The sequence below is a fragment of the Microbacterium sp. EB106-03-03-XG65 genome (assembly GCF_058791955.1).
The window spans coordinates 782490-804534 of record NZ_JBYTEB010000001.1 but is presented as its reverse complement, the minus strand read 5'-3'; the positions used below and the strand labels follow the sequence as shown (position 1 = coordinate 804534).

General features: G+C 69.6%; 22 protein-coding genes. 18 read left to right on the top strand and 4 right to left on the bottom strand.

What is annotated here, in order from left to right; translation table 11 throughout:
- Positions 1-7 precede the first annotated feature (7 nt).
- From AC3WS6_RS03855 to AC3WS6_RS03840, 4 genes are read left to right on the top strand one after another with little or no spacing between them, the layout of a single operon-like run.
- Positions 8-1153, top strand: a complete 1146-nt coding sequence (locus tag AC3WS6_RS03855; RefSeq protein ID WP_492499749.1) for a glycosyltransferase — start codon at positions 8-10, stop codon at positions 1151-1153.
- The gene (locus tag AC3WS6_RS03850; protein WP_492499748.1) at positions 1150-2307 is read left to right on the top strand and encodes a glycosyltransferase; all 1158 of its coding nucleotides are present in this window, start codon (positions 1150-1152) and stop codon (positions 2305-2307) included. The genes AC3WS6_RS03855 and AC3WS6_RS03850 overlap by 4 nt, the downstream gene beginning before the upstream one ends.
- Complete coding sequence (locus tag AC3WS6_RS03845) at positions 2304-3317, top strand: glycosyltransferase (protein WP_492499747.1); 1014 nt, start codon at positions 2304-2306, stop codon at positions 3315-3317. Before AC3WS6_RS03850 ends, AC3WS6_RS03845 begins: the two co-directional genes overlap by 4 nt.
- Positions 3314-4138 (top strand): galactosyltransferase-related protein, encoded by an 825-nt coding sequence (locus tag AC3WS6_RS03840; protein WP_492499746.1) that lies wholly within the window; start codon positions 3314-3316, stop codon positions 4136-4138. Before AC3WS6_RS03845 ends, AC3WS6_RS03840 begins: the two co-directional genes overlap by 4 nt.
- A 20-nt stretch (positions 4139-4158) precedes the next feature.
- Here AC3WS6_RS03840 and AC3WS6_RS03835 read toward each other — a convergent pair whose 3' ends face one another.
- The gene (locus AC3WS6_RS03835) at positions 4159-4761 is read right to left on the bottom strand and encodes a M15 family metallopeptidase (RefSeq protein WP_492499745.1); all 603 of its coding nucleotides are present in this window, start codon (positions 4759-4761) and stop codon (positions 4159-4161) included.
- Between the two features lie 102 nt (positions 4762-4863).
- Between AC3WS6_RS03835 and AC3WS6_RS03830 the strand changes: the two genes are divergently transcribed.
- The gene (locus AC3WS6_RS03830) at positions 4864-5535 is read left to right on the top strand and encodes a response regulator transcription factor (protein WP_492499744.1); all 672 of its coding nucleotides are present in this window, start codon (positions 4864-4866) and stop codon (positions 5533-5535) included.
- Positions 5528-6640, top strand: coding sequence for a sensor histidine kinase (locus tag AC3WS6_RS03825; protein WP_492499743.1), 1113 nt, complete (start codon positions 5528-5530; stop codon positions 6638-6640). Before AC3WS6_RS03830 ends, AC3WS6_RS03825 begins: the two co-directional genes overlap by 8 nt.
- Before the next feature lie 316 nt (positions 6641-6956).
- Here AC3WS6_RS03825 and AC3WS6_RS03820 read toward each other — a convergent pair whose 3' ends face one another.
- On the bottom strand, positions 6957-7613 hold the full coding sequence (locus tag AC3WS6_RS03820; protein ID WP_492499742.1) for an FMN-dependent NADH-azoreductase: 657 nt from the start codon (positions 7611-7613) through the stop codon (positions 6957-6959).
- Between the two features lie 78 nt (positions 7614-7691).
- Between AC3WS6_RS03820 and AC3WS6_RS03815 the strand changes: the two genes are divergently transcribed.
- Entirely contained in the window at positions 7692-8030 is a 339-nt protein-coding gene (locus AC3WS6_RS03815; RefSeq protein WP_053098511.1) for a winged helix-turn-helix transcriptional regulator, read from the top strand.
- A 168-nt stretch (positions 8031-8198) separates the two neighbouring features.
- Here AC3WS6_RS03815 and AC3WS6_RS03810 read toward each other — a convergent pair whose 3' ends face one another.
- On the bottom strand, positions 8199-9716 hold the full coding sequence (locus AC3WS6_RS03810) for an SDR family NAD(P)-dependent oxidoreductase (RefSeq protein WP_492499741.1): 1518 nt from the start codon (positions 9714-9716) through the stop codon (positions 8199-8201).
- A 202-nt stretch (positions 9717-9918) separates the two neighbouring features.
- Between AC3WS6_RS03810 and AC3WS6_RS03805 the strand changes: the two genes are divergently transcribed.
- From AC3WS6_RS03805 to AC3WS6_RS03755, 11 genes are all read left to right on the top strand, one after another.
- The gene (locus tag AC3WS6_RS03805) at positions 9919-10983 is read left to right on the top strand and encodes a M4 family metallopeptidase (RefSeq protein ID WP_492499740.1); all 1065 of its coding nucleotides are present in this window, start codon (positions 9919-9921) and stop codon (positions 10981-10983) included.
- Complete coding sequence (locus AC3WS6_RS03800; protein ID WP_492499739.1) at positions 10958-11284, top strand: protealysin inhibitor emfourin; 327 nt, start codon at positions 10958-10960, stop codon at positions 11282-11284. Before AC3WS6_RS03805 ends, AC3WS6_RS03800 begins: the two co-directional genes overlap by 26 nt.
- 59 nt (positions 11285-11343) lie before the next feature.
- The gene (locus tag AC3WS6_RS03795) at positions 11344-11574 is read left to right on the top strand and encodes a hypothetical protein (protein ID WP_492499738.1); all 231 of its coding nucleotides are present in this window, start codon (positions 11344-11346) and stop codon (positions 11572-11574) included.
- A 106-nt stretch (positions 11575-11680) separates the two neighbouring features.
- A complete protein-coding gene (locus AC3WS6_RS03790; protein ID WP_492499737.1) occupies positions 11681-12421 on the top strand; it encodes a ribonuclease H family protein in 741 nt (246 codons plus the stop codon).
- A 240-nt stretch (positions 12422-12661) separates the two neighbouring features.
- A complete protein-coding gene (locus AC3WS6_RS03785) occupies positions 12662-14323 on the top strand; it encodes an ABC transporter substrate-binding protein (RefSeq protein ID WP_492499736.1) in 1662 nt (553 codons plus the stop codon).
- Between the two features lie 23 nt (positions 14324-14346).
- Positions 14347-15315, top strand: coding sequence for an ABC transporter permease (locus AC3WS6_RS03780; RefSeq protein ID WP_492499735.1), 969 nt, complete (start codon positions 14347-14349; stop codon positions 15313-15315).
- Positions 15312-16211, top strand: a complete 900-nt coding sequence (locus AC3WS6_RS03775; RefSeq protein ID WP_492499734.1) for an ABC transporter permease — start codon at positions 15312-15314, stop codon at positions 16209-16211. The genes AC3WS6_RS03780 and AC3WS6_RS03775 overlap by 4 nt, the downstream gene beginning before the upstream one ends.
- Positions 16208-17872, top strand: a complete 1665-nt coding sequence (locus AC3WS6_RS03770) for a dipeptide ABC transporter ATP-binding protein (protein ID WP_492499733.1) — start codon at positions 16208-16210, stop codon at positions 17870-17872. Before AC3WS6_RS03775 ends, AC3WS6_RS03770 begins: the two co-directional genes overlap by 4 nt.
- On the top strand, positions 17869-19170 hold the full coding sequence (locus AC3WS6_RS03765; protein WP_492499732.1) for an acyl-CoA dehydrogenase family protein: 1302 nt from the start codon (positions 17869-17871) through the stop codon (positions 19168-19170). The genes AC3WS6_RS03770 and AC3WS6_RS03765 overlap by 4 nt, the downstream gene beginning before the upstream one ends.
- Positions 19167-20549, top strand: coding sequence for an NtaA/DmoA family FMN-dependent monooxygenase (locus AC3WS6_RS03760; protein WP_492499731.1), 1383 nt, complete (start codon positions 19167-19169; stop codon positions 20547-20549). Before AC3WS6_RS03765 ends, AC3WS6_RS03760 begins: the two co-directional genes overlap by 4 nt.
- A 24-nt stretch (positions 20550-20573) precedes the next feature.
- Entirely contained in the window at positions 20574-20987 is a 414-nt protein-coding gene (locus AC3WS6_RS03755; protein WP_492499730.1) for a DoxX family protein, read from the top strand.
- Positions 20988-21067: 80 nt separating this feature from the next.
- On the opposite strand, the gene AC3WS6_RS03750 is transcribed toward AC3WS6_RS03755, so the two are convergent.
- Positions 21068-22045, bottom strand: a complete 978-nt coding sequence (locus tag AC3WS6_RS03750) for an SRPBCC family protein (RefSeq protein WP_492499729.1) — start codon at positions 22043-22045, stop codon at positions 21068-21070.

Sequence of the window (22045 nt, the reverse complement as noted above, 5' to 3'; positions counted from 1 at the left end):
AACCCCGTTGCATTTCGGCGCTTCCGCCCCTGCGATCCGTGAACTCAGAGCGCTCAGTCATGCAAGGAAGACTCCCATCGGTACAACTTCTGCGCCCATTCGGGTCGCCTCCATCCCGTCGTCCCACCCCTACGTCGCGGCGATCATCGACCCGCGCCAGGTCGCGCTGCTGCCCGACCCTCCGGTTCCCGGCGCCCCGCCCGAGCAGTGGTGGCCGCCGGTCGCCATGACCGCCCCGTGGCTCAGCGAGCACGCCGACGACTACGACGTGCTGCACGTGCATTTCGGCCTGGAGTCATTCACCCCGGGCCAGCTCCGAGCGGGACTCGATGCGGCACGGCGGGCCGCCAGGCCCGTGGTGTTCACGGTGCACGACCTCGACAACCCGCAGCTCGTCGACCAGGAGCCGTACCGCGCACTGCTCGACGTGATCGTGCCGGCGGCAGACCGACTCGTGACGCTCACGTCGTCGGCGTCCGCCGAGATCGAACGTCGATGGGACCGCCCGAGCCTGGTCCTCCCCCACCCGACGCTTCTCGACGAGGCCACGCCGCCGCGGCGCATCGCCGACGACGTCGTGCGCGTCGGCATCCATCTGCGCGATCTGCGCCCGAACATCGACGCGGAGCAGGCTGTCGTCGCGGCGGTGGGCGCAGCGCGCCTTCTGCAGCATGACGGCAGGCCCGTGGTGTTCGAGGTGCTGCTGAACGAGCGGGTGCGCGACGACCGCGCCGCCGACCGCGTGGTCGCCGCGACCGAGGGGCAGACCGCCGTGCGGGTGCGCCGCACGGCGTACCTCGACGACGCGCAGGTCGAGGAGTGGCTCGCCGGCCTGGACCTGTTCGTCCTGCCGTATCGCCACGGAACGCACTCCGGATGGGTGGAGCTGTGCTACGACCTGGGGGTGCGCGTGGCCGGAACAGACGTGGGACACATCCGGTCGCAGCACCCGTCGGAGTTCCGCGTCATCGATCTCGACGACCCTGCCACGCTCGCCGATGCGGTGACGTGGTCCGGTGACTCCCGGCATCCGTCGTCTCGCGCGCGCGACCTTCTCGCGTCGCGCCGCGCAGAACGACTCGACGAGAGGCAGCAGGTCCGCGACGCGCACACCCGCCTCTACACCGACGCGATCGACGAGGTCTCGAAGTGACCGCCGGGCAGCGGTTGCGGGTGCTCGTCGTCGCGCCCGAGCGGCACGCTCTCCGACAGCCGCACGCCGGCGGTCTCGAAGCCGTCGTGTGGAACCGGGTGCGGTGGCTGCGGCGCCGCGGACACCACGTCGAGCTGTGCGCCGCCGAGGGGTCGGACTTCCTCGGTCCGTCCACCGATCTGCACCTGCCCAGCCCCCGCTGGCACCGGGCGCTCGACGCGTCGGACACCGAGAATCCCGCCGGTCATCGGGAGCGGATGTCGGATGCCTTCGCCCGCGTGCGCGCGCGACTCACCGATCTGCGGGGCCGCGTCGACGTCGTCGACAATCACAGCCTGCACGGCGATCCGATCCTGTGGAGCAGAGACGCGGGCGTACCTGTCGTGACGACCCTGCACACGCCACCCCTCGCCGACATGGTCCTCGCCGCCCGGTCGCTGCCGGCATCCGCGCCGCACCGCTTCCTCGCGGTGAGCCAGTACACGGCTCGCGCGTGGTCGGCGGAGGGGGTCGACGCCTTCGTCTTCCCCAACGGCGTCGACAGCGCGCAGTGGCAACGGGGGCCCGGCGGCGACGCCTGGGTGTGGTTCGGCCGCATCGTGCCCGAGAAGGCTCCGCACCTCGCCATCCTCGCCGCCCGATCGGCCGGAGCGCGGCTGCGCATCGCCGGCCGCATCGGCGATCCCGAATACTTCGCCCGCGAGGTGGAACCGCGCCTCGGCGACGGGGTGGAATACGTCGGGCCGCTGCGTCAGCCCGAGCTGTGCGCTCTCGTCGGCACCTCATCGGTCGCGCTGGTCACTCCGGTCTGGTCGGAGCCCTTCGGCCTGGTCCTGGCCGAGGCCCTGATGACCGGCACTCCGGTGGTGGCCTTCGACGAAGGCGGTGCGGGCGAGGTGCTCGCCGGGCTGCCCGGATGCGCGGTCGTGCCGGGGGGAGACGTGCGCGCGCTCGCGGAGGCGGCGGTGGGTCTGGCCCGCGGCTCGGCATCGAGCGCGCAGCGTGATCGGGTGCGCGCGGCGGCGACCGCCCGGCACTCTCTCGCGCGTCGCCACCGTGAGGTCGAACGAGTGCTCGCGGTCGCGGCGCAGAATCCTGCCATGGCCGCTGACGAGATCAGAACCGTCGAAGAAGTGGAGGCGGTCGGCGCATGATCGGCTGGTACGTGCATCATCACGGATGGGGACATGTGACGCGGATGCAGGCGATCCGCCGCCATCTCGACGACGAGGTCACGGTCTTCTCGAGCCTCCCCGCCCCGGCGAACCTCGACGAGCGCACCACCTGGATCCATCTGCCGGCAGATGCGGATCCCGTGGTCGACGCCGACGGCGTGATCCGCGAGGCGCACGAGCTCGGCGACGTCACCGCGGGCGGCGCCCTGCACTGGGCCCCCGTCGGTCACCCCGGCCACCAGGAGCGGCTCGCCGTCATCGCCGAATGGATCGCCCGCAACCCGGTGTCGGTCTTCGTCGTCGACGTCAGCGTCGAGGTCACCGCGTTCGTGCGGCTCCTGGGAGTGCCGACCGTGGTCTTCGCACAACCGGGCGACCGTACCGACCGCCCGCACCGGCTCGCCTACGACATCGCCGATCGGATCGTGGCGCCCTGGGCACCGGGCACGATCGACGCCGCAGAGCTGACCCGGCGCGGCGAGCGCGTTCAACACGTGGGCGCGATCTCGCGGTATGACGGACGCGATCACACGGCAGACCCGCACGACACGGCGCGACGAGTGCTCTTCCTCAGCCGCACGCTCGATCCCCCCGAACTCGCGGCGACGATCGACTCTCTGACGGCGCAGGGCTGGGTGGTCGAGACCGCAGGCGCGCGTGACGACGACCGGGTCGATGACGTCTGGCCGATGCTGTGCCGGGCCACGGTCGTCGTGAGCGCAGCCGGTCAGAACGGGGTCGCCGACCTCGCTGCGGTCGGGGCGCGAGCGGTCGTGCTCCCCCAGGACCGCCCGTTCGGCGAGCAGTTCCACACCGGGCGCGTGCTGCTGTCCGACGGCTACGCGTCGACGGGGTCGGCCGATTCGACGCCGGAGGAGGTCGTCGAGCTGGTCGAGCGCGCAGCGGCCTCGACACCCGACTGGAGCGGGTGGGGCGTCGCCGGTGCCGCCGCCCGGGCCGCCATCACGATCGCGGAGGCGGGCTCGTGACCGCGCGGATCGCGGTGATCACCCCGGCATCCGAGAACAGGCTCTCGCATCTGCACCGCCAGCGCCGCTTCCTGCGCGAGGTCTCCCCCGCGGATCACGAGGTCGTGCGCATCGAAGCCTGGCTCGACGACTCGACGCCGCCCGCGTTCGACGGTGCCGTGCCTGTGCACGTGCCCCCGGGACGCGACGGCATGCGGGTCGGGGCCGCACGCAACGCCGCCGCCGAGGTCGCACTCGCCGCCGACGTCGACCTGCTCGTGTTCCTCGACGTCGACTGCCTTCCCGGGCCCGAGCTCCTCGACCGGTACGTCGCCGCGTCGCTGTCGCACCCCGACGGTCTGCTGTGCGGACCGGTCACCTACCTCGAGAGCGTGCAGAGGCCGTCATCGCCCGACGACCTCGAGGCGGCCACCCGCCCGCATCCGGTGCGTCCGAACCCGCCGACCGGCATCGTCGAGACCGCGGCATCGACCGAGTACGACCTCTTCTGGTCGCTGTCCTTCGCGGTGACTCCCGCGACCTGGGCGCGGCTGGGCGGATTCGACGAGCGGTACGAGGGATACGGCGCAGAAGACACGGATCTCGGCCGCCGCGCGCGGTCTCTCGGCATCCCGTTGCACTGGGTCGGCGGGGCGCACGCCTACCACCAGTGGCATCCGGCGGGCTCTCCGCCCTGGCGCCACCTCGACGACATCCTGCGCAACGGCGCACTGTTCGCCGAGCACTGGGGCGAATGGCCGATGGGCGGTTGGATCGACGAGTTCGTGGCTGCGGGTGCTGTCGAGGCGCACGAGGGCGGATACCGCCGCGCGACCCCCTGACGGCATGATGCGAGCGACCTTCAGCGCTGCGTGCGCGGGTCGGTCGTCGGGTTGTCGTACATGACGGGACAGCCGTTCGCGGCAGCCGCCGGGCGCAGCTCGAAGTGCCAGCGCTCGTTCGCGTAGATCTGGCAGAGTCCGAACTCGGCGCCCCTCTGAGCGAGCCAGTCCTGTGCGGCGAGGGGCCCGAGGTCGACCGCGTCACCCGAGACATGCTCGGAGTTCTCGGGAGTCGCGACCCAGCGGGCCGCCTCGTCGGCCGACCCGTACTGCTCGACGGCCTCCTGCTGCAGCAGCTGCTGGTACTCGGCCGAGCGCCATCCGCTGTTGACGTGCATCGGCACTCCGTCATCCGCCGCCGCGTCGGCCGCCGCTCGGACGGCCGCGAGCAGATCGGAGTCGAGGTTCGACACGGCCGGAACGTCGTCGAAGACCGACACGGCGCCCTCGTGGCGGATGATCCCGTCGGCCTCGCCGAGCGCCTCGCGCGAGACGGGCGCCGCGACCGCCGCATCCGACTGCTGCCCCCACAGCACGAGCGCTGCGGCGATGAGGCCCATGAGCATCAACACGGCGACGGCGGCGACGACGCCAGGACGAGTGAGGGTGGTGCGTGAGTTCATGCGTCCAGTCAACGAAGACGGCTGTTGCGACGGCGTATGCGGTTCTTCATATGCTCGCGATATGCGCGGATGCGTAAGCTCTGAGCACATGGGAGTCCTGCCGTGCGCGTGCTGATCGTCGAGGACGAGCCGTATCTGGCCGAGGCGGTGCGCGACGGGCTGCGGCTCGAGGCGATCGCCGCCGACATCGCGGGCGACGGCGACACCGCGCTGGAGCTGCTGAGCATCAACTCCTACGATCTGGCCGTGCTCGATCGCGACATTCCGGGGCCTTCCGGCGACGACGTCGCACGGACGATCGTGGCCTCCGGCAGCGGCATCCCGATCCTCATGCTCACCGCGGCCGATCGTCTCGACGACAAGGCGAGCGGGTTCGAGATCGGCGCCGACGACTATCTGACGAAGCCCTTCGAGCTGCGCGAGCTGGTGCTGCGCCTGCGGGCTCTCGATCGGCGGCGCCAGCGCTCGCGTCCGCCGGTGCTCGAGCTCGCGGGCCTGCGGCTCGATCCGTTCCGTCGCGAGGTCTTCCGAGACGGACGGTACGTCGCCCTCACCCGCAAGCAGTTCGCGGTGCTCGAGGTGCTGGTCGACGCGGGCGGCGGAGTGGTGAGCGCGGAGCAGCTGCTCGAACGCGCGTGGGACGAGAACGCCGATCCGTTCACGAACGCCGTGCGCATCACCGTCTCCTCGCTGCGCAAGAGACTGGGTGAGCCCTGGCTGATCCTCACCGTGCCCGGCGTCGGATACCGCATCGCATCGGATGCCGATGACTGACCCCTCGAGTGCTCTGCGCCGCCGAGGCCTGAGCGCCCGGTGGAAGCTCACTCTGACGTACGTCGGGGTCGTCGTCGTGACCGGCGTGGGGCTGCTCGCCGCGGTCGCCTTCTATCTGCTGCGCTACGTGCCCGACGTGCAGATCTCCACCCAGAGCGGCCTGTTCGTGCCGAACAGGTCAGACCTGATTCGGGCGTTCATCCCGGCGGCGGTCGTGGCGATGCTGGTGCTGCTCGCGATCGGTCTCGCGGGCGGCTGGCTGATCGCCGGACGCATGCTGGCTCCGCTCGACCGCATCGGGCGGGCCGCCCAGCTGGCCGCACAGGGCTCCCTGTCGCATCGCATCGCGCTCGCGGGCCCGCGCGACGAGTTCCGCGATCTGGCCGACGTCTTCGACTCGATGCTCGAGCAGCTGGAGTCGCACATCGCCGAGCAGCAGCGGTTCGCGGCCAACGCGTCGCACGAGCTGCGCACACCTCTCGCGATCTCGCAGACGATGCTCGAGGTCGCCCGCCACGATCCCGACCGCGATGTCGACGCGCTGATCGACCGACTGCGCGAGGTGAACGCGCGAGCGATCGAGCTGACCGAGGCCCTGCTCTTGCTCAGCCGCGCCGAGCGCCGGGCCTTCACCCGCGAACCGGTCGAGGTCTCGCTGCTGGCCGAGGAGTCGGCCGAGACCCTGCTGCCTCTCGCCGAGCGCCGCGGCGTGACGATCGACGTCGGCGGCGACACGGCGAACGTTCTCGGATCCCGACCGCTGCTGCAGCAGCTGCTCACCAACCTCGTGCACAACGCCATCGTGCACAACGACGCATCCGGCGGCACCGTGGTCGTGCGCACGCATGTGCTGCCCGAAGCCGTGGCGGTCGTGGTCGAGAACACCGGCAGCGTGCTGCCCGCACATGTCGTGTCGACGCTCGCCGAGCCGTTCCAACGCGGAGCCGAGCGCACGCGCGGCGACGACCACGCGGGGATCGGCCTCGGACTCGCGATCGTGCAGCGCATCGCCCAGGCGCACGACGGGTCGCTGGTGCTCACGCCGCGCGAGGCCGGCGGACTGAACGTGACGGTGTGGCTGCCGCATCCGAATCCCCGCTTCTGAGCGGGAGGTGGTGCGCAGTGCCTGCTGCTGCTGCTGGTGCTGCTGGTGCTGGTGCTGGTGCTGGTGCTGGCTGGCTGAGTTGGCACCTGTTGTCGCTATTCGGATGCAGTAGCGACAAGAGGTGCCAACCGAACCGAGCAGCCTCGCTCTGAGTTGGCACCTCTCGTCGCTATCCGAGCCTCAGAGCGACAACAGGTGCCCACTGAAGCACAGCGCCACGCTGCGCGAGACGCCACCCTCGCGACGACAGGCGGGCGACGACAGGCGGGCGACGCGGGCGGACACGCGGGCGCGCACAGGATGCAGCCGTGGGCGGTCAGGCGACCTGGTCGCCCCGCAGCGCGGCGAGTTCGCGGCCGTAGGTGCGCGCCGACTGCTCGGCGTTCTCCTTGAGCTCGCGGGCGGTGTCGGCGAAGGCATCCAGTGCCGGGTTCACGCCCACGAGAGTGAACGGACGCTCGACGACGCGCAGGTCGAGTCCCCAGACGTCCTCGAGCACGCGGCGCAGCCATCCGGTGGAGTGGTCCCAGCCCTCCTTGGGGGTACCGGGCGCGTAGTTGCCGCCGAGCACCGTGACGAGGGTCGCGGGCTTGCCGCGCAGTGCGGTGCCCTGCGGGTCGATGCGCGGGTCGGTGTAGACCAGGTCGAACCAGGTCTTGAAGTGCTGCGAGACGCCGTAGTTGTAGAGCGGAACCGCGAACAGCAGCGCGTCGGCGCCGATCAGCTCGTCGGCGAAGGTGGTGGCGAGGGCACGGGCCTCACGCTGAGCGTCGGTGCGCTGAGCGTCGTCGACGAATCCGCCGGTCACGGCATCCGCCCATGCCGTCGCGGGCACGGGATCGGCGGCGAGATCGCGGCGGGTGACGGTGGAGTCGGGGTGGGATGCTGTCCACTCGGCTTCGACGAGGTCGGCGAGCGAACGGCTGGCGGACGACGCGGGAAGGATGCTGGCATCCAGGCGGAACAGGGACATGACCGTACCTTTCGTTTTTCGTAGCCACTCTGTTTTTCTTAGCGGCTCGCGTTAACGTAGCACAGGTATGATGGTCGCATGGCCGAGATCGACGAAGAGCGTCACGTCTGCGACGCCGCCGTCACACTGGCCTTCAGCGTGCTCGGCAAGCGCTGGAACGGCATGATCGTCTCGTCGCTCGGCGGCGGCCCCTCGACCTTCGTCGCGCTGCGTCGCGGGGTCTCCGGCATCAGCGACACCGTGCTCTCGGACCGGCTGGCCGAACTCGCCGAGGCAGGGCTCGTGGCCCGCGCGGTCGATGCCGGCCCGCCCGTCACGGTCTCGTACTCGCTGACCGACAGCGGACGCGGACTCCTGCCGATCCTCGACCAGCTGGGCACCTGGGCGTCAGAGAACCTCGAGATCCGCGCGCACTAGCCGACGGCATCCGCTCCCGGTCTTCCGCCCTCCCCGGCTGCTTTCGAGTAGCGCACTTTGCAGAATCCGGGGGCGGAAATCTGCGAAGTGCGCTATTCGAAACTTCGGGAGGGGCCGACCTACCAGGCCCCAGACCCGGACCCGGACGGGAACCACCCCGGGCCAGGGTCACCAGGGGCTGGGCTCGTAGTCCTTCAGGAACACGCCGTGGATGTCTTCGCCGGCCTCGCCGCGCACGATCGGGTCGTACACGCGGGCGGCTCCGTCGACGAGGTCGAGCGGTGCGTGGAAGCCTTCCTCCGCGAGACGCACCTTGGTGTGGTGCGGGCGCTCGTCGGTGATCCAGCCCGTGTCGACGGCGGTCATCAGGATGCCGTCGGTCTCGAGCATCTCGCCGGCGCTGGTGCGCGTGAGCATGTTGAGCGCAGCCTTCGCCATGTTGGTGTGCGGGTGGCCGGGGCCCTTGTAGCGCCGGGAGAACTGCCCCTCCATGGCCGAGACGTTGACCACGTACTTGCGGTGCGCATCGGATGCCGCCATCGACGCCCGCAGACGGCTGATCAACAGGAACGGAGCCGTCGTGTTGGCGAGCTGCACCTCGAGCATCTCGAGCGGATCGACCTGATCGATCGACTGCACCCAGCTGTTCGTGCGGTTGATGTCGGGCACGAGTCCGCCGGCGTCGATCGCGGTGCCGTCGGCGTGCTTCTCGAGCGACGACGATCCGGGGGCCATCGCCAGCCGCGCGAGGTCTTCGGCGGTCAGCGCCTGGCCGCCCTGCTCGGCCACAGTGCCGCCGAGAGCCGCGACCGAGAGCAGCGGGTGCGCGTCGACCGAGGCCTGCAGCGCCTGCGGATGCGGGTCGGCCGTGTGACCGAACGTCTCCATCTCGGGCAGGGGGCCGTCGGGAAGCGGCTGCAGTTCGGCATCCGCCAGCAGCGAATAGGCACCCGGCGAGCGACGCACGGTCTGCGCCGCGTTGTTGATGAGGATGTCGAGCGGGCCTTGAGCGGCGACCGAGTCGGCGAGGCCGATCACCTGCGCGGGGTCGCGCAGATCGATGCCGACCACGCGCAGGCGGTGCAGCCAGTCGGCCGAGTCGGGCAGCGCCGAGAAGCGCCGCACCGCATCACGCGGGAAGCGCGTCGTGATCGTGGTGTGGGCGCCGTCGCGCAGCAGCCGCAGTGCGATGTGCATGCCGATCTTGGCGCGACCTCCGGTGAGCAGCGCGCGCTTGCCGGTCAGATCGGTGCGGGCGTTGCGCTTGCCGTGGCTGAAGCGCGCGCAGTCGGGGCAGAGCTGGTGATAGAAGGCGTCGACCACCGTGTACGGCTGCTTGCAGATGTAGCAGTTGCGGGGCTTGAGCAGCTCGCCCGCGATCGGGGCGTCGACGACGCTGGTCGCCAGATCGTGTCCGCGGGTCTCGTCATCGATGCGATCGGGGGCACCGGTCGCCGTGCGAGCGACGACCGCCTTGTCGGCTTCGGCGATCGCATCGCGGATCTCTTTGCGGCGCACGCGCTTGACGGCCTTGAACATCGCGGCGGTCGCATGGCGCACAGCGACGAAGTCAGGATGCTCGTTGTCGATCCGGTGCAGCTCCGAGAGCACCCGCAGCGTGGTGGCGAGGTCGTCGGGGTCGACGCCGGCACCCAGGTCGGAAGTGGCATCGGGCGCATCGGTCATTGTGCCGATTTTACGCGAGGAACCTGGGGGCGCGTCCCTGGTGCGCGGTGGCTTCGGAACCGGCACTGCCCGAGGGGCGGCCTCCTCCGTGTCGGGCGGACGAATCGCGCGTGTTCCTCCGCCTCACACCGAGATCTCCGCCCATCGCGACGCCCCGGAACACCGCCTCCCCGATGTCGCACCCCCGGCGTAGGGTCTGAACATGAGCCGCCACGACACATCCCCGGGAATCGTCCCCTCCTACCTGCTCGCGCGGCTGGCCGAGTCGGGCCGCTATCCGGGCGCCGCAGCCGCCGCCCGCCAGACGCTCACGGCGGGCAGGCCGCCTTTCCGCGCACGCCTCGATCTGTCGATCGACGAGAACGGCGACCTGGTCGCCGAGCTCTCCGACGCCCCGAACCGCACGATCAGCGACGCGGGCAACACGCAGAACCTCCCGGGTGCGGTGGTGCGCCGCGAAGACGAGGAACCGGTCGCCGACGAGTCGGTCAATCAGGCCTTCGACGGTCTCGGTGCGACGTTCGAGATGCTGCTCACGGCATTCGGCCGCAACTCGCTCGACGACGCAGGCGCCCCGCTCGACGCGACCGTGCACTACGGCGTCGACTACGACAACGCGTTCTGGGACGGTCAGCGCATGGTCTTCGGCGACGGAGACGGCGAGGTGTTCGTGGGCTTCACGGCCTCCACCACGGTGATCGGGCATGAACTCGCCCACGGCGTCGTGCAGTACACGGCCGACCTCGAGTACCAGGGGCAGCCCGGGGCCTTGAACGAATCGATCGCCGACGTGTTCGGTGCCCTCACCGAGCAGTATCTGCTCGGGCAGAGCGCGGCCGAGGCGACGTGGCTCATCGGCGCCGAGATCTTCACGGATGCCGTGCAGGGCAAGGCGCTCCGGTCGATGATCGAACCAGGCACGGCATACGACGACGACGAGCTGGGCAAAGACCCGCAGCCGGCGCACATGAGCGACTTCGTGCGCACGACGGAGGACAACGGCGGGGTGCACATCAACTCCGGCATCCCGAACCGGGCCTTCGCCGTGTTCGCGATCGATCTGGGCGGCAACGCCTGGGAGACCGCGGGAACGGTCTGGTATCGGGCGCTCACGGGAGGGCTGTCGAGCACCGCGAGCTTCACGGACTTCGCCAACGCGACGGTCGCCGCGGCATCCGCCATCGACGATGCCACGGCGGCAGCCGCTCGACGCGCCTGGACGACCGTGGGAGTCTATGAAGATGAGCGAGTCCCCCGAACCGACTGAGCGCCAGGTCGTGATCGCGGTGGTGCGCACGGGAGGCATCGCGGGCATCCGTCGTCAATGGCGGGTCGAGCCCGACCCCGCCGACGCTCCGGAATGGCTGACCATGGTCGACAGCTGTCCGTGGGATGACGACACAGACGACGAGTCGACCGGTGCCGACCGGTTCGTCTGGCTGATCCGGGTGCGCACGCCGTCGGAGAAACGCGAGCGCGAGCTGCCCGATTCCGCCCTCGACGGCCCCTGGCGTGATCTCGTCGACGCGGTGCGCACGGCGGCGAAGGCGGCGGCCTCCGCCGACTGACCGATCAATCCGGTGTGAATCCACCTGCCCCGACCGTGATCGGGGTCACAATGGTGCCCATGGGTCTTTTCCAACAGCGTCCCGAAGAGCAGGAGAACGAGTGGGCTCTGCCCTCTGAGCCGCTCGAGCGTTCCGAGGCCGAGGTGCTCGCGACCGCACCGACCGTCGACCCGCTGTCGCTCGGCATCGGGCTGGAATCCGGCGGGTCGGTGACCTCGATCGTCTTCCCGGTCGCCCCCGCGCCGCCTGCCGCCGAGTCACCCGCGGACTCGGGCGAACCCGAGGACTGACACCGGAACTCGAATCGCTCACTGTGCAGTCCTGCGCCACCGAAAACTGCGAAGTAGGCGATTCGAAAGAAAGGGCGGTGTCGCCCGCCGCGGCTACGGTGGGAGGATGACGATCACCGCCGCCGCAGACGGCTCCGCCCTGGGCAACCCCGGCCCCAACGGCTGGGCCTGGTACATCGACGACGCCAACTGGGCGGCCGGCGGATCCCCGCACGGCACGAACAACCAGGGCGAGCTGCGTGCCGTGCTCGAGCTGCTGCAGGCCACTGCCGGCATCTCCGAGAAGCTGCTGATCGAATGCGACAGCCGCTATGTGATCGATTCCGTGACGAAGTGGATGCCGGGATGGAAGCGCAAGGGGTGGCGCAAGTCCGACGGCGGCCCCGTGCTCAACCGTGATCTGCTCGAGGGCATCGACGAGGCGATCCGCGGACGCGACGTCGAGTTCTCGTGGGTCAAGGGACACGCGGGGCATCCCCTCAACGAGGCCGCCGACGAGCGCGCGAACGCCGCAGCCAAGGCCTACCAGGCGAAGCACGAGCCCCGCCGGGGGCCCGGCTTCACGATGGCGACGGATGCCGGGGCGTCGGTCGCAGCATCCGCACCGATCGCTGCGGCAGCGCCCTCGTCGTCGACCGCATCCGCGCCTTCTCGCTCCACCGCGACGACCACCCTCGATGAGCCGCTCTGGGCCGAGGCATCCGATCTGCTCGACGGCCTCGACTCGTCGGTCGACGATCCGATCGTGGTGAGCCTGGCGCTCTCGCCGGATGAGCACGCGCGCCTTCGCGACAGCGCTGAGGCGCAGGGCGTCTCGCTCGAAGAGGCGCTGCGCCGCCTGATCTGACTCTCGAACGCCGTATCCGACGCGCCCGCCGAAGGCGACGGGCGTGACGCAGAATGACGGCCGAGGTAACCGCGGGTAATCGGCAGTAACCCCTCGACTCCCACCCCGGCCCGAGCTTCCGCCTCCCCTATCGTTTCAGCACGTCGACCGGTGCGGGGCAGAGCCTCACCCGGCCGAGACCGATGCACGACCTGCGATCCCGCGCGGTCGGCGTCTCGTCGCGACCCCTAGGAGAGTCCCATGCCCGCGTCCCGCCACCGCCTTCTCGGAGCCGTCGCAGCGACCCTGCTGACCGTCACGCTCGCCGCGTGCTCGACGGGCACCGGCGGCTCGGCTGCTCCCACCAGCGCAGACGAGCCGGAATCGGGTGGGACTCTCGAGGTCGCTCTCAACGCGTGGGCGCCGACCAATCTCGACCCCCACCAGCAGGGCAACTCGAACGACCCTCTGATCTTCCGCGCGATCTTCGACACGCTCTTCTGGCAGAAAGAGGACGGCACCTTCGAGGGGCTCCTCGCCGAGTCGTACGACCTCTCGGATGACGGCCGCGTGTACACGATCCACCTGCGCCCCGACATCACCTTCCATGACGGGTCGCCGCTCACCGCGGCGGTCGTGCAGCAGAACATCGAGCACATCCTCGACCCCGAGACCAAAGCGCCACTGCAGGCGTCGTACCTCGGACCGTACGAGAGCTCGAAGGCCATCGACGAGCTGACCCTGGAGATCACGCTGTCCGAGCCGTACTCGGCGCTGATCAACGTGCTGTCGCAGGCGTATCTGAGCATCATCTCGGGCACGCAGCTCGCCGAGGCGCCCGAGACGATCGTCGACCGCCCCATCGGCACCGGCCCGTTCGAGGTCGTCGACTGGCGCACCGACGAGTCGCTCAGCTTGGAGCGGAACGACGACTACGCCTGGGCACCCGAGTCCGACGCGGGGCGCACGGGAGCCGCCTACCTCGACGGCATCGACATCAGCTTCGTCGCCGAAGACAGCGTGCGGTACAACGGGCTGGTCGCGGGTGACTTCGACGTCATCGACTGGACTCCCCCGCAGAACGTCGAGTCGGTGCTGAGCAACGACAGTCTCGGGTTCACGAAGTTCGACCGGCCCGGTCACCCGTACTCCCTCTGGCTCAACGAGAACAATGCCCCGCTCGACGACCCGGCCGTGCGCCAGGCGCTCTTCGCCGGTCTCGACCGCAAGGCGATCATCGACGCCGTGTCGTTCGGCCAGTGGACGGTCGCCGAGGGCTTCCTCGTGCCCTCGACGCCGAATTACGCCGAGAACAGCGCGGCCACCTTCACCTACGACGTCGACCAGGCGAACGACCTGCTCGACGACGCGGGGTGGTCGGAGCGGGATGCCGACGGCTATCGCGTCAAGGACGGGGAGCGGCTCTCGCTCTACTTCCCGACCACGGGAGACGTGGCGCAGGCCAATCAGATCCTCGAGATCGTGCAGGATCAGCTCAAGGACATCGGCGTCGAGATTCAGATCGACGTACTTTCCTCCGAAGATCAGAAGGCACGGGTCGCCGCCGGCGAGCAGGACATCAGCGCGGGCATCTGGACCACGAACACCGCCGACGTGCTGTTCATCAAGTACAGCTCCACAGAGGTGACCACGCCGGAGCGTCGAGGGACGAACCAGACCAACACGGCCGATGCGCAGCTCGACACACTCGTGGCCGACGCACGGGCCTCGATCGACTCCGACGAGATCGCCGACCTGTACGCACAGACCCAGGAGCGCCTGACCGAGATCGTCCCCTCGATTCCGCTGTACTACCGCCCGTCGCTGGTCTCGTACCAGGACTCGGTGCACGGCCTCGCGTTCGACCGCGCCTACGGCAACCTGTGGTTCTACAACACCTGGAAGGACGGCGCGGGTTCCTGACCTGCGGCGCCGACGGAGCCCTGATGACCTCGACACGAGCCCCGCGCGACGTGGCCGGATATCTGCGCCACGCGCTCGGACGCGCGATCGCCGGAGTCGGAGTGCTCTTCGGCGCCATCACCCTCGCCTTCGTCGCCCTGTACGTGCTGCCCGGCGACCGCGTCTACGCGGTCGTCGGCGGCGCGGAGGTCAGCCTGACGGCCGATCAGGAGGCGGCGATCCGCGAGCAGTACGGCTTCGACCAGCCGCTCTGGGTGCAGTACGGAACGTATCTCGGCCGGCTGTTCACCGGCGACCTCGGCACCTCGTATCAGCGAGACCTCCCCGTCGTCGACGTCATCGGGGAGCAGCTCGGCCCGACTCTGCAGCTCGCCGGGACCGCCGCCGTGGTCACGATCGCCCTCACCCTCGCCGTGGCGCTGCTCACGGCGAAGCGACGCGTCGCGCACCGGGTCTCGTCGGCCGTCGAGATCTTCTTCCTCTCCGCGCCGGGATTCTGGATCGGGATCGTGCTGCTCACGATCTTCTCGTACTCGCTGCACCTGCTGCCGTCGGTCGGCAGCGACGGGCCGGCGACCCTCGTGCTCCCGGCCCTCACGATCGCCCTCAGTACCGCTCCGGCCCTGATCCAGGTCTTCCGTGGCGCCCTCGAGGATGCACTCGACGAACCCTTCATCGTCACGGCGCGCACCCGGGGCGTGAGCGAGATCACGGTGCGGCTGCGTCACGCGCTGCGTCACGCGCTCATCCCGCTCAGCACGCTCAGCGGCTTTCTCATCGGCGGGCTGCTCGGTGGTGCGGTGATCGCCGAGACGCTCTTCAGCCGCCAGGGCATCGGCCGCGTGCTCGTGACAGCCGCGAATGCCAGCGACGTTCCGCTGGTTCTCGGGCTCGTGCTGCTCGCGGCGGTCGCGTACGTCGGCGTGAACTTCGTGGTCGACCTGCTGTATCCGCTGATCGACCCCCGCATCCGAACGGAGGCGCACGCATGAGCGTGACAGAGCTCGCCCCACCCACACTGCTCACCGCGCAGACGACTGCGCCGGTCGAAGACCCCGGTCCGTCACGACGACGACGCCGACTGAGCGGTCTTCCCGTCGGCTTCTGGGTGGCACTCGGGTTCTTCGGGCTGATCGTCGTCGCGGCGCTCGCGCCCGGCGCCCTCGCGCCCTACGACCCCCTCTCGACCGACACCTCGAACGTGCTCGCCCCTCCCAGCGGCGCACATCTGCTCGGCACCGACGAAGCAGGACGCGATGTGCTCAGCCGCATCATCTACGGGGCGCAGCCGGCGCTGTTCCTCGGCATCGGCGCGACGTTCATCGCGCTGGGGGTCGGCAGCCTGATCGGACTCGCCGCCGGGCTCGGCAACAGGTTCCTGGATGCTGCGCTCATGCGCCTCACGGACGTGTCGCTCGCGTTCCCCGAGCTTCTGCTGGCCCTGCTGATCATCTCGATCTTCGGAGGAGGGCTCGTCAACACGCTGCTGGCGATCGGCATCGCCGGCATCCCGAGCTACGCCCGGCTCGTGCGGGGGCAGACGCTGGCGATCCGCAATGCGGGCTATATCGAGGCCGCGCACGGGATCGGTCTCAGCCGCACGCGGGTCGCGCTCGTGCATGTGCTGCCGAACGCCATCCGCCCGGTGCTCGTGCTCGCGACGATCGGCATCGGCACGGCGACCCTGGCCGGAGCAGCGCTGACCTTCCTCGGGCTCGGCGTCGCTCCGCCCACACCCGAGTGGGGCTCGATGCTGTCGGTCTCGCGCAATTTCCTCGAGCGGGCCTGGTGGTACGGCATCTTCCCCGGGCTCACCATCACCGCACTCGTCATCTCGACGACCACGATCGGACGCACTCTGCAACAGCGTCTGGAGGGCAAGCGATGACCGCTCCACTGCTCGACGTCGCGGGCCTGCGCATCGGATTCGGCCGCGGGGCCGAGCACACCGAGGTCGTCCACGGCATCTCCTTCTCGATCGACGCCGGTGAGACGGTCGCCATCGTGGGTGAGTCGGGGTCGGGCAAGAGCGTCACCGCCCGCACGCTCGTCGGGCTGACCGGCGAGGTCAGCACCGTGCACGCCGACGGTCTGCGTCTGGGCGATCATGATCTCCGCTCCGCCTCGAAGCGCGCCTGGCGCGGCATCCGGGGCGGTGAGATCGGATTCGTGCTGCAGGATGCGCTGGTCTCGCTCGATCCCCTGCGCACCATCGGCCGCGAGATCGAGGAGCCGCTTCGCGAGCACTTCTCCTGGAGCGCGGAGCGCCGACAGGAGGAAGTGCTGAAGCTGCTGCGCGACGTCGGCGTGCCCGAGCCCGAGCTGCGCCGACGCCAGCGACCCCATGAGCTGTCGGGCGGCCTGCGCCAGCGTGCGCTGATCGCCAGCGCGATCGCGGCGCGACCGCCGTTCCTCATCCTCGACGAGGCGACGACCGCGTTGGACGTGACTGTGCAGGCGCAGATCCTCCGCCTGCTCGGACGCTTCAAGGACGAGGGCCGCACGCTGCTGCTGATCACACACGATCTCGCCGTCGTGTCTCAGATCGCGGACCGCGTGATCGTCATGAAAGACGGGAGCATCGTCGAGACCGGAACGACGGATGACGTCTTCACCCGCGCCGAGCACCCCTACACGCGCCGCCTCATCGCGGCCATCCCGTCGAACCGTCCTCGACGCGCGGCGACGGTCGTCGAGCATCCGTCTTCCGATCGTCCAGAGGCGCCCGCGCCGCGTGGCGAAGCCGTCGCCCGTGTGCAGCACATCAGCCGGACCTTCCGTCTGCCGACCGGCGGCACCCTGCGAGCGCTCGACGACGTCTCGTTCGAACTGCATCCCGGGCGTACGCTCGGCCTCGTCGGCGAGTCCGGATCGGGGAAGACCACCGCCGGCCGCATCCTGCTCGGTCAGGACCGCGCCGATGCGGGCGAGGTGACCGTGACCGGCACCCGATGGGGCGATGTGCGGGGGCGTGATCGTGCGGCGCTGCGTCAGCGCATCCAGGCGGTGTACCAGGATCCGCTCAGCTCCTTCGACCCGCGCCACTCGGTCGAGCAGATCCTCACCGAAGCGGTGAGCGTGCTGGGTCGTCACGACCGTCGCGCACGCCGCTCTCGCGTGCGCGAGCTGCTCGATCACGTCGAGCTCAGCACGGGACTGCTCGACCGGCGCCCCCGCCAGCTCTCGGGAGGTCAGCGACAGCGCGTCGCGATCGCCCGCGCCCTCGCGCTGGAGCCGACGATCATCGTCGGCGATGAACCGGTCTCGGCGCTCGATGTGTCGATCCAGGCGCAGATCCTCGACCTGCTCGTGCGCATCCAGAGTGAGACGCAGGTGGCCCTGCTGCTGATCTCGCACGATCTCGGCGTGGTCAACGCGATCAGCGACGAGGTGCTCGTGCTGCAGGGCGGCGCAGTGGTCGAGCACGACACGGTGTCGAACGTGTTCGATCGCCCGCAGGCCGCCTACACGCGAGAGCTCCTCACAGCGATCCCACGATTCTCCCGCCCGGCCCCCACCGGCGCCCTCACGATTGGAAGCCACGTATGACCACCCCTGCAACGATCGCGCCGCCCGCATCCGCGGACTCGTACGAGCGTCTGGCCGAGCGGTTCCGCCCGCTCTTCGCCGAGATCGCCTCGAGTGCTGCAGAGCGAGAGATCACCCGAACGCTGCCGTTCGAACAGGTGCAGCTGCTGCGCGATGCCGGCTTCGGCGCGGTGCGTGTTCCGGAGGAGTGGGGCGGAGCCGGAGCATCCGCCGTCGATCTCTTCCGTCTGATCATCGAGCTGGCGCGGGCGGACTCGAACGTCGCGCACATCTGGCGAGGACATTTCGCCTTTCTCGAGGTGCGCCTGACCCACGAAGATCCGCAGTACCGCAGGCACTGGGGCGAACAGGCCGTGGCCGGCGTCGTCGTGGGCAACGCACAGAGCGAATCGGCCAGCCCCTCACCGGCCGAGAGCAACACCGTGATCAGCGAGCGCGACGACGGCACCCTGGTGCTGAACGGCGAGAAGTACTACAGCACGGGCACGATCTATTCGGACTGGGCGAACGTGACGGCGAGGTTCCGAGACGAGCACGCCACCATCGCGGTGCCGCTGGATGCCGAGGGAGTCACCGTGCACGATGACTGGAGCGGCTTCGGCCAGCGCCTGACCGGCACCGGGACGACCACGTTCACCGATGTGGAGGTCGACCGCGCCCACCTCACGGTGTACTCGCCGGGATCGCGGGATCGCAGCTACATCTCGGGGTTCTATCAGCTCTTCCTGCTCGCCGTCGTCGCCGGGATCGGGCACGCGGCGGTCGACGATGCAGCGGACTACGTGCGCTCGCGCACGCGTTCCCTCATCACCGGGGCCGCCGCGCAGGACGACCCTCTGTCGCAGGCTGTGCTCGGCCGCGCCGCGGGTACGGCGTTCGCCGCCGAGGCGGCTGTGCTGCACGCGGCGCAGCGGATCGACGACGCGCACCACGCTGCGCTCGACGGAGCGGAAGGGAAGGCGCCTTTCGAGGCGGCAGACGTCGCTGCCTACTCCGCGCAAGTCGCGGTGATTCCGCTCGTGCTGTCGGTGACCAGCGACGTCTTCGACGTGGGCGGGTCGTCGTCGGTCGCGCAGAGCAGAGTGCTCGACCGGCATTGGCGCAACGCCCGGACCATCGGCGTGCACAACCCGATCGCCGCACGCGAGCGCGCCGTCGGATATCGGACGCTGTTCGGCGAGCTTCCCGATGCGTTCGCCGAACGGGAGGCGCGCAGGTCGGAGACGGATGCTGCCGCGGACGCGGGGACCAATGCGGACGCGGCAGCGTCCCCTGCGGAGAAGGCGGGCGACGAATGACCGAGCGCGACCGCCCCCTGGTGCTCAGCCTCTTCGAGATGGCATCGCCCGTGCACCTGTCGCACGGCCTGTGGACGCATCCGAAAGATCAGCGTCACCGCATCGCCGACCTCTCGTTCTGGCGTGAGCTCGGCTCGCTGCTCGAGTACGGCACCTTCGACGAGCTGTTCCTCGCCGATGTCCTGGGCGCGTACGACGTGTTCGACGACGGCCTCGGCACCGCGGTTCGCGAGGGGTTCCAGATCCCCGCGCTCGACCCGCTGATCGTGCTGGGCGCGCTCGCCGATGCGACGGATCACCTCGGACTCGTCGCGACGTTCTCGACCACGTACGAGCCGCCGTTCTCATTCGCACGGCGACTCGCCACGCTCGATCACCTCTCGAAGGGCCGGATCGGCTGGAACATCGTCACGTCGTACCTCACCAACGCGGCACGCAACTTCGGACTCGACGATCAGATCGAGCACGACGCTCGCTACGCGATCGCCGACGAGTTCCTCGAGGTCGTCTATCGGCTGCTGCTGGAGTCGTGGGACGATGAGGCGATCGTCGCCGACAGAGACCGTCGCGTGTACGCCGAATCGGATGCCGTGCGATACATCGATCACGTCGGATCCCGGTTCCGAGTGGCGGGCCCCAGCCTGACGGCGCCGAGCGCGCAGCGGCTGCCGGTGCTGTTCCAGGCGGGCAGCTCACTGCGCGGGCTCGACTTCGCCGCGACGCACGCGGAGGTCGTGTTCGTGGGCGGATCGACTCTCGACGACATCCGCGACAACGTCGCTGCCATTCGCACGAAGGCCGAGCTGTTCGGCCGTGATCCCGACACGATCTCATTCCTCTCGGCCGCGCACGTGGTCGTCGCCGAGACCGAACAGGCCGCGCACGACAAGGATGCCGAGTATGCCCGCTACCGCACGCCTCGCGAGGCGCTCGCACAGCCGGGGCGCACCCCCGACCTCAGCCGGTACGAGCCCGGCGAGCTCGTCGAAGACATCATCCGACGCGAGGACCATGGATACCGACTCCTGATCCGCGGCTGGCGCGCAGGACAGACGGTCGCCGATGTGACCGAGAAGGCGGCGCCGCGCAGCGGGATCGGCGGCGACTGGAAGATCGTCGGAGATCCGGTGCACGTGGCCACCCGGCTCGAGCAGATCGCCGACTACGCGAACCTCGACGGGTTCAACCTCAGTCAGGACGTGAGCTTCGAATCGGCGCGCGACTTCATCGAGCTCGCCGTCCCCGAGCTGCGCAGGCGCGGGCTCGCCCGGTCGAGCTATCGCGAGGGCGAGACGCTGCGCGAGCGCCTGTCGCGGGGATCGGCGGGCCCGCGGCCGCATCCGACGCACCCCGCCTGGCGCACGCAGCCCGTGCACTGACAGGGCCCCGCGTACACTCGCACCATGGCGAAGAATGTCGCACGCACCATCGGCCGGATCTTTCTCGGCTCCTCGCTCGTCTTCGCGGGCGTCTCGCATCTGACCTTCGCGCGCGACGAGTTCCAGGCGCAGGTGCCCGAATGGGTGCCGATCGACCCCGACGTGACCGTGCTCGCATCCGGTGTGGTCGAGGTGGGCCTCGGCACCGCGCTGCTCGTCGCACGCAAGCATCGAGGACTCGTCGGTGTGATCGCCGCGCTGTTCTTCGTCGCGGTCTTCCCGGGCAACATCGCCCAGTGGACGCATCACCGCGACGCCTTCGGACTCGACACCGACATGAAGCGGTTCGTGCGGCTGTTCTTCCAGCCGGTGCTCATCCCGCTGGCGATCTGGTCGACCCGCGCCCCGCGTCGCGGCGCCGATTCAGTCGACTCGTAGCGACTGCCGCTCGGCCCGCATCGGAGCCGGGATGCGTTTTTGACCCCGCATCCCGACCCCGCAGCCGCTGACGACCGGCGTCAGACCGTGAGCAGCTCCCGCTCGAGGCGCTCGTACGAGGTCTCCATGCCGTCGGCCATGCCGGTGGCGAGGATCATGTCGCGCGTCTCCTTGTCGGGATACTCGATGTAGAGCGTGATGAGCGTCGCGCCGTCTTCCTCATAGAGGTTCAGGTCGTTCAGCGTCTCGACCGGCATCCCGATCATCCGCTCGGTCTGCACCGACCGACGAGGTGCGTCGATCAGCAGAGCCTCTCCCTCGAATCCGAAGGGCTGCCCCTCGGTGTCGCCGACCGGAGCCCACGAGTTGCGATACGTCTGGCCGACCTCGGTCGCGACGACGCACTCGGTCATCTCCCACCCGTCGGGACCGAGCAGCCACTTCTTCATGAGCTCGGGGTCGTTGTGAGCCTTCCAGACCAGGTCGCGCGGTCCCTCGACCAGGCGGGTGATGCGCACATGCACGTCGTCGAGCAGCTCGACCCGAGTGCCCTTGCCCTGTGCGTAGTCGCGAAGATCCTGCAGCACGGCATCGAGCTGGCTCATCGCGAGCGTGGTGCCTTCGACCGCGCCCATCGCCACGACCTGCTCGAGCGCGTCGGCCGTCGCGAAGTGGCTCGTGTTGACCATGCGCGTGCCCTCGGCGGTGGACTCGAACGTGAAGACCATGCGCATGGAGGGCAGGTCGGCGTCGGGCGTGCCGTCTTCGTCGGCGAAGGCGTCGAGCACCTCGAAGCTGTGCGGAGCGTCGATGCGCAGGAACTCCCACGTGCCCGATGCCTTCTCGCCACGGGGGCCGTGCATCGTGTAGTTCGCCTTGCCGCCCACGGTGTGGTCCCAGGCGGTGAAGGTGGCCGGCCACCCGGGAGGGCCCCAGAAGCGCTCGAGCTGGCGGGGGTCGGTGTATGCGTCCCACACTCGTTCGATCGGTGCCGCCAGGTCGGCGACGACGGTCATCGTGAGGTTCTCGGCATCGGTTACGACGTCAGTGACAGGCAT